The organism is Nocardia sp. NPDC050799, assembly GCF_040654015.1.
Taxonomy (GTDB): domain Bacteria; phylum Actinomycetota; class Actinomycetes; order Mycobacteriales; family Mycobacteriaceae; genus Nocardia.
This window is the reverse complement of record NZ_JBFAHF010000043.1, coordinates 39,857-51,120: the sequence shown is the minus strand read 5'-3', so window position 1 is coordinate 51,120 and position 11,264 is coordinate 39,857. Positions and strand designations below refer to the sequence as shown.

Annotated in this window: 11 protein-coding genes; 4 read left to right on the top strand and 7 right to left on the bottom strand. The window is 66.6% G+C overall.

Annotated elements, in window-relative coordinates:
* Window positions 1-41: 41 nt before the first annotated feature.
* Both AB0H42_RS31125 and AB0H42_RS31120 read right to left on the bottom strand, forming a co-directional pair.
* Window positions 42-458 carry a helix-turn-helix domain-containing protein gene (locus tag AB0H42_RS31125; protein WP_011207048.1) on the bottom strand — a complete coding sequence of 139 codons (417 nt, stop codon included), beginning with the start codon at window positions 456-458 and terminating at the stop codon, window positions 42-44.
* Between the two features lie 434 nt (window positions 459-892).
* Window positions 893-2,056, bottom strand: a complete 1,164-nt coding sequence (locus tag AB0H42_RS31120; protein ID WP_357062545.1) for a steroid 3-ketoacyl-CoA thiolase — start codon at window positions 2,054-2,056, stop codon at window positions 893-895.
* Between the two features lie 158 nt (window positions 2,057-2,214).
* Between AB0H42_RS31120 and AB0H42_RS31115 the strand changes: the two genes are divergently transcribed.
* The 3 genes from AB0H42_RS31115 to AB0H42_RS31105 all read left to right on the top strand — a co-directional run bounded on the left by AB0H42_RS31115 (window position 2,215) and on the right by AB0H42_RS31105 (window position 5,417).
* Window positions 2,215-3,471 (top strand): cytochrome P450, encoded by a 1,257-nt coding sequence (locus AB0H42_RS31115; RefSeq protein ID WP_357062558.1) that lies wholly within the window; start codon window positions 2,215-2,217, stop codon window positions 3,469-3,471.
* A gap of 370 nt (window positions 3,472-3,841) precedes the next feature.
* Window positions 3,842-4,642 (top strand): alpha/beta fold hydrolase, encoded by an 801-nt coding sequence (locus AB0H42_RS31110; protein ID WP_357062544.1) that lies wholly within the window; start codon window positions 3,842-3,844, stop codon window positions 4,640-4,642.
* 4 nt (window positions 4,643-4,646) lie between these two features.
* Window positions 4,647-5,417 carry a MerR family transcriptional regulator gene (locus AB0H42_RS31105; RefSeq protein WP_357062543.1) on the top strand — a complete coding sequence of 257 codons (771 nt, stop codon included), beginning with the start codon at window positions 4,647-4,649 and terminating at the stop codon, window positions 5,415-5,417.
* 152 nt (window positions 5,418-5,569) lie between these two features.
* On the opposite strand, the gene AB0H42_RS31100 is transcribed toward AB0H42_RS31105, so the two are convergent.
* The 5 genes from AB0H42_RS31100 to AB0H42_RS31080 are packed head-to-tail and all read right to left on the bottom strand — an operon-like array spanning window position 5,570 to window position 10,059.
* Window positions 5,570-5,986, bottom strand: a complete 417-nt coding sequence (locus AB0H42_RS31100) for a nuclear transport factor 2 family protein (protein ID WP_357062542.1) — start codon at window positions 5,984-5,986, stop codon at window positions 5,570-5,572.
* 27 nt (window positions 5,987-6,013) lie between these two features.
* Window positions 6,014-6,889 (bottom strand): TIGR03619 family F420-dependent LLM class oxidoreductase, encoded by an 876-nt coding sequence (locus AB0H42_RS31095; RefSeq protein ID WP_357062556.1) that lies wholly within the window; start codon window positions 6,887-6,889, stop codon window positions 6,014-6,016.
* 2 nt (window positions 6,890-6,891) lie between these two features.
* Window positions 6,892-8,058 (bottom strand): thiolase domain-containing protein, encoded by a 1,167-nt coding sequence (locus tag AB0H42_RS31090; protein ID WP_357062541.1) that lies wholly within the window; start codon window positions 8,056-8,058, stop codon window positions 6,892-6,894.
* Entirely contained in the window at window positions 8,055-9,122 is a 1,068-nt protein-coding gene (locus AB0H42_RS31085) for a thiolase domain-containing protein (RefSeq protein WP_357062540.1), read from the bottom strand. The genes AB0H42_RS31090 and AB0H42_RS31085 overlap by 4 nt, the downstream gene beginning before the upstream one ends.
* Before the next feature lie 13 nt (window positions 9,123-9,135).
* Window positions 9,136-10,059, bottom strand: a complete 924-nt coding sequence (locus tag AB0H42_RS31080) for an OB-fold domain-containing protein (protein ID WP_357062555.1) — start codon at window positions 10,057-10,059, stop codon at window positions 9,136-9,138.
* Window positions 10,060-10,209: 150 nt separating this feature from the next.
* Between AB0H42_RS31080 and AB0H42_RS31075 the strand changes: the two genes are divergently transcribed.
* Window positions 10,210-11,250, top strand: coding sequence for an LLM class F420-dependent oxidoreductase (locus tag AB0H42_RS31075; protein WP_357062538.1), 1,041 nt, complete (start codon window positions 10,210-10,212; stop codon window positions 11,248-11,250).
* The last annotated feature ends 14 nt before the right edge of the window (window positions 11,251-11,264 follow it).

Sequence of the window (11,264 nt, the reverse complement as noted above, 5' to 3'; positions counted from 1 at the left end):
GTGCGATCCCGATGGGGATCGCACCGCGCCGACGAGGTCTGCTATTCGGTGCCGTCCGGCGGAATTTCGGGCAAGCCTTCGCTCGCGCGCAGTTTTTCCGCCATGGAGGTGAGCAGGTTCTGCGACTCCTCCGACAGGTCGAAGGCCCGGCTGGACAGCCGGCGCAGACCGTAACCCTGTAGCTGCGATAGGAGTTCCAGGTCGTGGTCGATCTTCGCGGCGTAGATGTCGTTGAAGAAGTAGTCGGGCTTCACCTTGAAGAACTTCGCCAGCGCCGCAACCGTCTCATCGGAAGGATTCGTACGCTGGCCCGACCGTAACTGCGACAGATACGGTTTGGAGATCGGATGACCGGATGCCGTCAGGGCGGCCGCTACCTCTGCATTGGTATGCGGCTTTCGCCCCGGGGGATGCACGGTTTCGAACAGCTTGTTCAGCCGCGCCGCGAAATCAGCCATTGTGAGCCGCCCAATTCCCTTCACTGTACTAACAGACGTTATCTCGGATACCTATCATTGATATTAGCGGCTCAGTAACTGAAAACCTACGCCTGAATCAGGATTTCCTTGAAGCTTCCAGGCGCATATCAGGGGAAGTGGACCGTGGTACCGCGTTTGCGGGTTGCCCGCACCGGACTTGTGGACCTCTGATACGGCCAGGTAGCCGCCCGTCGCGGGGGTCTTCCCGGGCGGGCGGCCAGTAGCCTCTGGATAGCTGGTATCCCTTCCGGAGCCGTGCCGAAGCCATTGTGTGGCGTACGACACGTTCACCGAAAACTGAGATGAACGTTCAACCTACCGGCTGAATTTTGTGAAGGACACTGGGCCCGTATGGGTCTGACTGTGGTCCGTACGGGCCGATGTCCTGTCGCAATAGGGAATTGGTGGATGCGCTACAGGCGTTCGATGATCGTTCCTGTCGCGAGTGCGCCACCGGCGCACATGAGAACCATTGCGATGTTCCGGTCGGAACGTTCGAGTTCATGCAGGGCCGTGGTGATCAAACGGGAGCCGGTGGAGCCGACGGGATGGCCGAGGGCGATCGCGCCACCGTTCACATTCACCCGGTCGAAATCGGGCTTGTGCACCTGGGCCCAGGACAACGCTACGGAAGCGAACGCCTCGTTGATCTCGAACAGGTCGATATCGCCGATGCTCATACCCGACCGCTCGAGCAGCCGTTCGCACGCCTGGATCGGGCCGTCGAGGTGGAACTCGGGTTCGGAACCGACCAGGCACTGGGTCACCACCCGGGCCCGGGGCCGCAGACCTTCACGCTCGGCGGCCTTCTCGTCCATCAGCAGCACCGCCGCCGCGCCGTCGGAGATCTGCGAAGACGTTCCGGCGGTGTGGATTCCGCCCTCCAGTACCGGCTTCAGCTTGGCGAGACTCTCCGCCGAGGTCTCCCGCAGGCCCTGGTCTCGGTTCACCTCCTGCTTCTCTCCGGTCGGGTTGCCCTCCTTGTCGACCACCGGCGCGGTGACGGTGAGCACCTCGCGGTCGAACCGGCCCTCCGCCCAGGCCTGTGCGGCCAGGCGCTGGGACCGCACACCGAGCGCGTCCACGTCCTCGCGAGTGATACCGCGCCGCTTGGCGATTCGCTCGGCGGCCTCGAACTGGTTGGGCATATCGATATCCCAGGAGGCCGGCCGGCGCGGGCCCGCCTGGTCTCCGACATTGGCGCCCAGCGGCACCTGGCTCATCGCCTCCACGCCGCAGGCCACGCCGATGTCGATGGCACCGGCGGCGATCAGGCCGGCGACGAGATGGTTGGCCTGCTGGGCCGAACCGCACTGCGCGTCGATGGTCGTGGCGCCCACCTGCCAGGGCAGGCCGGCCGCGAGCCAGGCCGTGCGGGTGATGTTGTTGGACTGTGCGCCGGCCTGGGTGACGCAGCCGCCGATGATCTGTTCGACCTTGGCGGGGTCGAGGTGGGCGCGATCGAGCAGCCCGCGCTGGGCGAGGCCGAGGATCTCGGCGGCGTGCAGCCCGGACAGCCGGCCGTTGCGTTTGCCGATGGGGGTGCGAGCTGCCTCGACGATAACGGGTGTGCCCATCATGAACCTTTCGTTTCGGACATAAAACTGTAACGTGTTCCGCACGCGGCACGAGGCTTGATCAGTCCGCTTTCTTTCCTCGTTCTCCCGCCTGTGCTTCAATGATTGTAGAACGTGTTTCAGTTTGTCGAAGGAGACATCTGGTGGTGGATACGCGCATGGCCCGGCCGAACCTGCCGGACGGGTTCGACGTCACGGACCCCGACATGTACATGCAGCGGATACCGGTCGAGGAGTTCGCCGAACTCCGGCGTACCGCACCGATCTGGTGGCAGGAGAAGTCGCCGGAAGTGGGCGGATTCCACGACGACGGCTTCTGGGTCGTCAGCAAACACGCCGACGTCAAGGAGGTGTCGCGGCGCAGTGATGTGTTCTCGACCTTCGAGAACACGGCGCTGCCGCGTTTCAACGACGATATCGAGCGTGAGCAGATCGAATTGCAGCGTTTCATCCTGCTGAACATGGATCCGCCCGAGCACACCCGGATGCGCAAGATCATCTCGCGCGGGTTCACCCCCCGGGCGATCAACTCGCTGCGCGAAGAGCTGTCGAAACGGACCGAGGCCATCGTCAAGGCCGCGGCCGAGACCGGATCGGGCGACTTCGTCACCCAGATCGCCTGTGAACTGCCCCTGCAGGCGATCGCCGAGCTGATCGGGGTCCCGCAGGAGGACCGGATGAAGGTGTTCACCTGGTCCAACGAGATGACCGGCTACGACGACCCGGAGATCGACGTCGACCCGGTGCAGGCGTCCACCGAACTGCTCGGTTACGCCTACATGATGGCCGAGGCCCGTAAGGCGTGTCCGGCCGACGATATCGTCACCACCCTGGTCGAAGCCGATATCGACGGCGAATCCCTCAAGTCCGAGGAATTCGGTTTCTTCGTGATGCTGCTCGCGGTCGCGGGTAACGAGACCACCCGTAACGCCATCACCCACGGCATGATCGCCTTCCTGGAGAACCCGGAACAGTGGGAGCTCTACAAGAAGGAGCGCCCGAAGACCGCGGCCGACGAGATCATCCGCTGGGCCAGCCCCATCACCACATTCCAGCGCACCGCGCTGGAAGACACCGAACTGGGCGGAGTCCAGATCAAGAAGGGCCAGCGCGTCCTCATGCTGTACCGGTCGGCCAACTTCGACGAGGACGTCTTCGAGAACCCGATGAAGTTCGACATCATGCGCGAGGACAACCAGCATGTGGCCTTCGGTGGTACCGGCGCCCACTACTGCATCGGCGCCAACCTGGCCAAACTGGAGATCGACCTGATCTTCAACGCGATCGCCGACCATATGCCCGACATCAGCAAGCTGGGAGATCCCCGCCGGCTGCGGTCCGGCTGGCTGAACGGGATCAAGGAGTTCCAGGTCGACTACAAGACCTGCCCGGTGACCGGCCAGACGGCGAGCTGACCACTGATTCGCGCACTTTCCGGCCCCGAGCACCAGGTGCTCGGGGCCGGAAGTATCTCGAAAATCGGCGATCCCGCGAGTGGATCGTTGCTGTCCCGGCACCGGGGTGCCCGGCCGCGGCGGTTCGGACTGCGCGACGAGGCGCCCGCGGGTGCCGCGGTGATAATTCGGACAACGACGTACGGCCGGCCCCGTACTTTTCGCCACGGCTCGGTATGGCTGTTGCGCCGTGGCCGCCGGCGTGTCGGAGTTCGTGCCGGCCGCTCAGTCGCGCCTTCGTCGAAAGCGAATTTCTCGGCGAGCGTCTTGCCGAGGACATCGTCGAGCTCCACCTTGACCTTGACCCGAGGTCAAGGTGGAAGCTGGCCGCATGCCTTATGCAACCACCTCACCATGGACCGGCATGGTGCCTGTCGACGACACGGCCCTGGCGGTTACCGACACCCGCGGCCCCGGTCGCCCCGTTGTGTATCTCAACGGCTCCTACGCCGGTCAGCGATCCTGGCGGCGTGTGATCGCCGAACTCGGCCCTGAGTGGAGGCACGTCACCTACGACGAGCGGGCTCGCGGCGGGTCGAAGCGGTCGGCGGACTATTCCTTCGAGGGCTGTCTTCGCGACGTCGACGCGGTTGTCGAGGCGACCGGAGTGGACCGGCCGCTGCTGGTCGGCTGGTCCTACGGTGCGGCGCTCGCGGTGCACTGGGCCGACCGCAACCCGCACCGGATCGCCGGCGTGGTCTCGGTCGACGGCGCAGTTCCGTGGGGCTACACCGGCGAGGAGGGGCGGGAAACGATTCGGCGTCTGTGGCGCAGGATGCGGTTGTTCCTGCCGCTCGTGCGTCCGTTCGGCATGTCCGCGTCGATGAGCGCCGCTCAGCATGCCGAGGTCAACATCGAGATCAACGAGGTCTGTGCTGCCCTCGAACCGGTCCTGGACCGATTGGCCTGCCCGGTGCGCTACATCCTCGCCACAGGTGCGAACCTGGGTGGTGGCGCGGAGGAGATGGAACAGATGCGCGCCTCCCTCGATCCGGTGCTCCGCCGGAATCCGAATCTGCGGGTCAGCGCGAAGGTGGGGAGCAACCATACGCAGATCCTGCGGAAGGATTTCCGGGCCGTCGCTGCCGCCGTACGGCAGACCGCCGCAGTACACGATGGGGAGGATCGCTGAGTCGATGACCGACGGAGTGACCATCGGCCAGGCGGCCGCGTTCGCCGATATAACGATCAAAACTGTGCGGCACTACCACAAGCTCGGCCTGGTCGACGAACCAGCGCGCGACAGCTCGGGCTACCGGCGATACGACTCGGCCGACCTCTCGAGGCTGGTCCAGGTCCGGACCTTGGCCGCCGCCGGGGTGCCGTTGGCCGACATCGTCCCGCTTCTCGACTTCGACGCTGCGCCGTTCGCCGACGCACTCGCCGATGTCGGGCGGCGCCTCACCGCACGGATCGCCGAGTTGACCGCACAGCGGGACATGCTTCACCGGCTCACCTCCGGTGACCGGACCTTGTTGCCCGACCGCGCCGTGGCGATGCTGGAGGGAATGCCGACTCTCGGCTTCACACCGGATGATGTGCGGACTGCCCGAGAATCCTTCGTGCTGGCCAAGGCCCTGGTCCCCGAAGGCTTCGACGACTACCTCACCGACATCGAGCACGCGCTGCGCGACCCCCGCTTCGTCGAACTGGCCAGGCGCAGCGCCGAAGTCATCGGGTGGGGATCGGATGACCCCCGTGTTGCCGAACTGGCCACCGACATGGCTGAGCACTACCTCGCCAACCCCGCGCAGCTGAGGATCGTGACGGGCTTGCAGGCCCACACCGAGACCGCGACCCGGTACCGGCTGATCGCCCACCACGGCGAGGAACAGAACTCCGCCGCGGGTCGCCTGGCGTCCCTCGTCGAAACGGAGCTCCGTGCCGCCGGCATCGACATCCCCTGAACAGAGTGACCTGAATGCCCATCTCCGCCCATTGCTGCCCGAACCCCTCCCATACGAACCGAGCCCCGCACACCGCCCTGTGGTGTGCGGGGCTCGGTTCATACCCCGGTGGTGAGGCGGCCGGACCGGGAGGGAAACCGGCCGGCCGCGACTCAGCCGACCGGTGTGGCTGTCGCCATGGCCCGCTCCACTTCCCAGAACGCGCGCAGGGCGGCGATCTTGCCCGCTTCGTCCACCTTGTAGGTGAAGACGCCTTCGGCATCGATGCGGTGACCACCGAGGGTGGTGCGGATCGTCCCGGTGAAGGCGACCTCCGCGCCGCAGGCGAAGGAATCGCCGAACAGGAATTCGATCGAATCCGTTCCGGCGATGGCCTTGTCCCAGAATGCCCCGATGGCCTCCGGTCCCCGATGTCCTTTGCCTTCGGGGTCGAAACCGGACGGGCCGACCGGATCTTCCACGATGCCGTCCGCGGCGAACAACGCGAGCCAAGCGTCCTTGTCCCGGGCGCGCACGGCGGCCTGGGAGGCCAGCCCGGCCGCGCGGGCGGGATGTTCGCTGCTGCTCATTGGGTTTCCTCTCGACGAGCCGGACACTCAGGTGATCGGGTTCTGGATGTGCTCCTCGGCGAACTCGCGCAGCGCGTCCTGCTTCGCCGCGAGCTCCCCGTCGAATCCGATACCGGCGGCCGGCCAGGGCACCACGATCGCGTCGGTGACACCGGCGTCGTACTGCTCCTGATAGCCGTCGCGCCCGAACTTGTCGATACAGACGGCCTGGATCTCGAACGGCACCTCCGCACGACCGTATTCGGCCCGCAACTGGCCCAGGCGGGCGATGGTGGTCTGCAGATCGTCGAACTTCATCATGGCCGAGGTCCAGCCGTCCCCGACCTTCGCGGCGCGGCGCAGTGCCACCTCGGTGTGGCCACCGATGTAGAACGGGACCGGTTCGCTCGGCGCCGGGCTCATCTGCAGCTCGTCGAAATCGAAGAACTCGCCGTGGAATTCGACCATGCCGCCGGCGAGGACTTTTTTGATGACCTCGATCATCTCGTCGACCCGGGCGCCGCGGCGCGCGTAGGGCACGCCGCACCACTCGAATTCCTCGGGCGCCCAGCCGATGCCCACCCCGAACCCGAACCGGTTACCGGACAGATTCGCCACCGATCCGACCTGGCGGGCGAGCAGCAGCGGATTGCGGGACCCGAGTTTGAGCACATTGGTGTAGAAGCGTAACCGGGTGGTCACCGCGGCCATGGCGGTCGCGGCGATGAGCGGATCCACCCACGGTGTGTCCGGACCCCAGAAGCGGCTGCCGTCCGGGGTGTAGGGATACTTCGCCGCCTGGGATTTCATGTAGAACAGCGAATCCGGCAGGGCGATCGAGGTGAACCCGACCTCCTCGGCGGTCCGGGCGAGGGCGGGCAGCTGGTCCAGCGGGCTCAGCGCGACCCCGAGGCTGAACTTCAGAGTCATCGGCGTTCCGATCCCACGACCCACATGGAGAAGTACTGCGAGCCGCCGCCGTAGGCGTGACCCAGCGCCTTGCGGGCATTGTCGACCTGATAGTCACCGGCGCGGCCCATGACCTGTTTGGCGGCCTCGGCGAACCGAATCATGCCGGAGGCCCCGATCGGGTTCGAGGAGAGCACCCCGCCGGACGGGTTCACCGGCAGCGCGCCGCCGATCTCGGTTTCGCCTTTGTCGGTGAGCTTCCAGCCGTCACCAGGGGCGGCGAAACCGAGGTTCTCCAGCCACATCGGTTCGAACCACGAGAACGGGACGTAGATCTCGGCGGCGTCGATCTCGGCCAGCGGATCGGTGATTCCGGCCTGCGCCCACAGGGCCTTCGCGGCTTCCCGGCCGGCCTGCGGGTTCACCTGGTCGCGGCCGGCGTAGGCCAGCGGTTCGGTCCGCATGGCGGTGGCGTGGATCCAGCCGACCTTCTTCCCGGACGCCTCCACCGCGGCCGCCGATGTCTCACCGCCGATGACCACGGCGCAGGCACCGTCGGAGGAGGGGCAGGTCTCGTCGAACCGGATGGGGTCCCACAGCATCTGGGAGGCCAGCACCTCTTCGGCGGTCTTGTCGCCCTGCTTGAGATGGGCGTGCGGGTTCTTGGCCCCGTTGCGCCGGTCCTTGGCCGCCACCGTCGCGCCGATGTGCAAGGGTGCGTTCGAACGGCGGATATAGGACCGCACATGCGGGGCGAAGTAGCCGCCGGCACCCGCACCGACCGGCATGGTGAAGGGAACCGGAATCGACAACGCCCACATGGCATTCGATTCCGACTGCTTCTCCCAGGCGATGGCGAGCACCTTCTCGTGCACACCGCCCTGCACCATGCTGGCGGCCACACAGGCGGTGGAACCGCCGACCGAGCCCGCGGTGTGCACGCGCAACAGCGGTTTCCCGGGGGCGCCCAGCGCGTCGGCCAGGTACAGCTCGGGCATCATCATGCCCTCGAACATGTCCGGCGCCTTGCCGATGACGATGGCGTCGATATCGGCCATGGTCAGGTCGGCATCGGCCAGCGCCCGGTCGATCGCCTCCCGGCACATCCCGGCCATCGAGACATCGCTGCGCTTGGCAACGTGATGGGTCTGTCCGGTGCCCAGCACCGCGGCGGGGAAACTCATCGGCCGGCCTCCGAATTCAAAACGGTCACAAGGTTCTGCTGCAGGGCCGGGCCGCTGGTGGCATGTGCCAGGGTGCGGCCCGCGGTGCCCGCCATGATGGGCAGCGCGGCGTAGCCGATGCGCTCCAGCCCGGTGGCGAACATGGGATTGCCGGCCAGCGCGCCGCCGGACGGGTTGACCTTCGTCTCCGGCTTCAGACCGAGCGCCTCGGTCAGGATGAGCTGCTGGTGGCTGAACGGCGCGTGCAGTTCGGCGACGTCGATACCGCTGGTGTCGCCGGTGGTCACCGCCTGTCCCGCGGCGGCGGCCGACGGCGAGGTGGTCAGGTCACGGGCGCCCAGCACACTGGAATCGATCCGGTGCGCCATCCCGGTGATCCAGGCGGGACGCTCGGTCAGCTCGCGGGCACGGTCGCCGACCGCCAGCACGATGGCCGCGGCGCCGTCGGTGACGGGTGCGCAGTCGTGTTCCCGGAGCGGGTCGGCGACATAGGGGCCGGCGAGCAGATCGTCGATCGATTTCCCGTCGACGGTGTGCGCGGCCGAGACCGCGGCCATATCGCGCTCGGTCCAGCGGCCGGCGTCCAGTCCCGCCCGGGCCTGGAGCCCGGCGATGGCCAGCGAATCCGGCCACAGGGGCGTGACCAGGTAGGGGTCGAGCTGGGTGGACAGCACCTGGCGCAGCGTGCTCGCCGAAGACTTCCCGAAGCCGTAGACCAGCGCGGTCTGTACCTGGCCGGTGCGCAGTTTCACCCAGGCTTCGTACAGAGCCCAGGCGGCGTCCATCTCCACATGGGATTCGTTGATCGGCGGTACGGCGCCGATCGAATCGATGGCGGAGATGAACGAGAAGGACCGCCCGGCCAGGTAGTCCGACGATCCGGAGCACCAGAAGTCGATATCGGACTTGGTGATGCCCAGCTGGTCGTAGAGCTGCTGGAAGCAGGGAACCAGCATCTCCACTCCGTTGGTGGTGCCGTAGGTCTCCGGCACATGCGGTGCGTGCGCGAAGCCGACGACGGCGATCTCGGTGGCGTTGTCGATGGAACGCTCGGTGATGGTCACGCGGGGAGCCCTCTCACAGATGATGCTTGTAGGTGTCGTAGTCGGCATCCGGCTCGCCGGTCGGCTCGAAGTGATCGATATTGGCCATGGTGTAGCCCCACTCCTCGCGCGGCTTCCAGACCACCTTGACCCGCATACCCATCCGCACCTCGCTCGCGTCGCAGCCGAGCACGAGGTGCAGGAAAGGAATATCCGCGCCGTCGAGCAGGACATACGCCGCCACATACGGTGGTTGGATCCGCTGCCCGAGGAACGGCACGTTCACGATGCAGAAAGTGGTGACCGTAGCGGTCTCGGCCAGTTCGACCGTTTCCGCGGTGGACCGGCCGTCCATGGGGTCCACGCCGCGCGGCGGGAAGTACACCTTGCTGTTCGCATCGGCCCGCGCGCCGATGAGTTTGCCCTCTTTGAGACCGCGCAGGAAGGTGCTCTCCTCAGGGGAGGCGGTGTGCTTGTAGTCCATCCCGATCGGTGTGGTGATGATGGTAACCGGGTCGGCGTCCGAGGCCGGGGCCGGCTCCGCCGTCGGGGTCTCACCGGGCTCGAAGCAGACGATGTCGTGGATGGTGCCGGTGAGTTCGCCGGCCCAGCGGGCGGTCACCCGCAGGCCGGTGCCGATCTGTTCCGGGCCCTCGACATCGACGGCGTGCAGCAGTGCGGTGTCGGCGCCGTCGAGCTGGATCAGCGCGTAGGCGAACGGCCGGTCGAAGGGCTGGCCGGGCAGCGGGTCGCGGACCCAGGTCCAGGACTTCACCGTGCCCGTGGTGGCGACCTCGACGAACTCCGACAGCGGTTCGGCGGTCACCGGGTCGAATTCGGCGGGTGGTACGAGCACCCGGCCGTCCGAACCCCGGATGCCGAAGACGCGTCGCTCGCGCAGGCCGGTAAGGAACTTGCCGATGATGGGTCCCACGGAGCGCGTGTAGTCGAACTCCATCCGCAGGGGCGCACTGAGCACATCGCTCGGTTTCAGTCCCGGCGGGCGTTCCTGCGTAATTACCGTGGGTGCAGTATTCCCCTGATTCACGATATCGAGTAGAACAGGTTCTTATTCTGCTGGCAAGCAGTAGGCCGGAAGGGGTCGGATATGAAGTTCGGATTGCAACTCGGGTACTGGAGCGCGGGGCCGCCGGAACATGCCGCCGAGGTCGTCGTGGCGGCCGAGGAGGCCGGGTTCGACGCGGTGTTCGCCGCCGAGTCCTGGGGATCGGATGCCTTCACCCCGCTGGCCTGGTGGGGTTCGGCGACCGAGCGGGTGCGGCTGGGGACCTCGGTGGTGCAGCTGTCCGCCCGGACCCCCACCGCCACCGCCATGCACGCGCTGACCCTCGATCATCTCAGCGGCGGGCGGGCGGTTCTCGGTCTCGGCGTCTCCGGCCCGCAGGTGGTGGAGGGCTGGTACGGGCAGCCGTTCGCCAAACCGTTGCAGCGGACCCGTGAATACGTCGATATCGTGCGCAAGGTGCTGGCCCGGCAGGGTCCGGTGACCAACGACGGCCCGAACTATCCGCTGCCCTACAACGGCGCGGGCGCGACCGGTCTGGGTAAACCGCTCAAACCGATAACCCATCCGCTACGTGCAGATCTGCCGATCTGGCTGGGTGCGGAAGGGCCGAAGAATGTGGCGCTGACCGCGGAGATCGCCGACGGCTGGCTGGCCATCTACTACACCCCCCGCATGGCGAATGTGTACAACGAATGGCTGGACGAGGGCTTCGCCCGCCCGGGTGCCCGGCGTTCGCGGGAGAACTTCGAGATCGCCGCGACCGCGCAGGTGATCATCACCGACGATCCGGCGGCCGAGATCGAACGGATGCGCTGGATCACCTCGCTCTACATCGGCGGGATGGGCGCACCGGAACTGAATTTCCACGCGCAGGTGTACCGCCGGATGGGTTACGAGAAGGAAGTCGACGAGATCGGCACGCTGTTCCAGGCGGGCAAGAAGGCCGAGGCCGCGGCGGCGGTGCCGGACGAGCTGGTGCTGGAGACCGCGATCATCGGCAACGAGACCCAGGTGCGTGAGCAGATCGCGGGGTGGGAGGCCGCCGGCGTCACCATGCTGCTGGTCTCGGTGCCCGATGTGGAACAACTGAAGCGGTTGGCGCCGCTGGTCGGCACCCGGTGAACTTGTTCCAGAAA

What these genes read in the sequence shown, in the direction of transcription:
- AB0H42_RS31090 (WP_357062541.1), bottom strand. Translation starts at nt 8,058, where the DNA reads ATGAGTTTCCCCGCCGCGGTGCTGGGCACCGGACAGACCCATCACGTT.
- AB0H42_RS31115 (WP_357062558.1), top strand. Translation starts at nt 2,215, where the DNA reads ATGGCCCGGCCGAACCTGCCGGACGGGTTCGACGTCACGGACCCCGAC.
- AB0H42_RS31110 (WP_357062544.1), top strand. Translation starts at nt 3,842, where the DNA reads ATGCCTTATGCAACCACCTCACCATGGACCGGCATGGTGCCTGTCGAC.
- AB0H42_RS31100 (WP_357062542.1), bottom strand. Translation starts at nt 5,986, where the DNA reads ATGAGCAGCAGCGAACATCCCGCCCGCGCGGCCGGGCTGGCCTCCCAG.
- AB0H42_RS31105 (WP_357062543.1), top strand. Translation starts at nt 4,647, where the DNA reads ATGACCGACGGAGTGACCATCGGCCAGGCGGCCGCGTTCGCCGATATA.
- AB0H42_RS31120 (WP_357062545.1), bottom strand. Translation starts at nt 2,056, where the DNA reads ATGGGCACACCCGTTATCGTCGAGGCAGCTCGCACCCCCATCGGCAAA.
- AB0H42_RS31125 (WP_011207048.1), bottom strand. Translation starts at nt 458, where the DNA reads ATGGCTGATTTCGCGGCGCGGCTGAACAAGCTGTTCGAAACCGTGCAT.
- AB0H42_RS31080 (WP_357062555.1), bottom strand. Translation starts at nt 10,059, where the DNA reads ATGGAGTTCGACTACACGCGCTCCGTGGGACCCATCATCGGCAAGTTC.
- AB0H42_RS31075 (WP_357062538.1), top strand. Translation starts at nt 10,210, where the DNA reads ATGAAGTTCGGATTGCAACTCGGGTACTGGAGCGCGGGGCCGCCGGAA.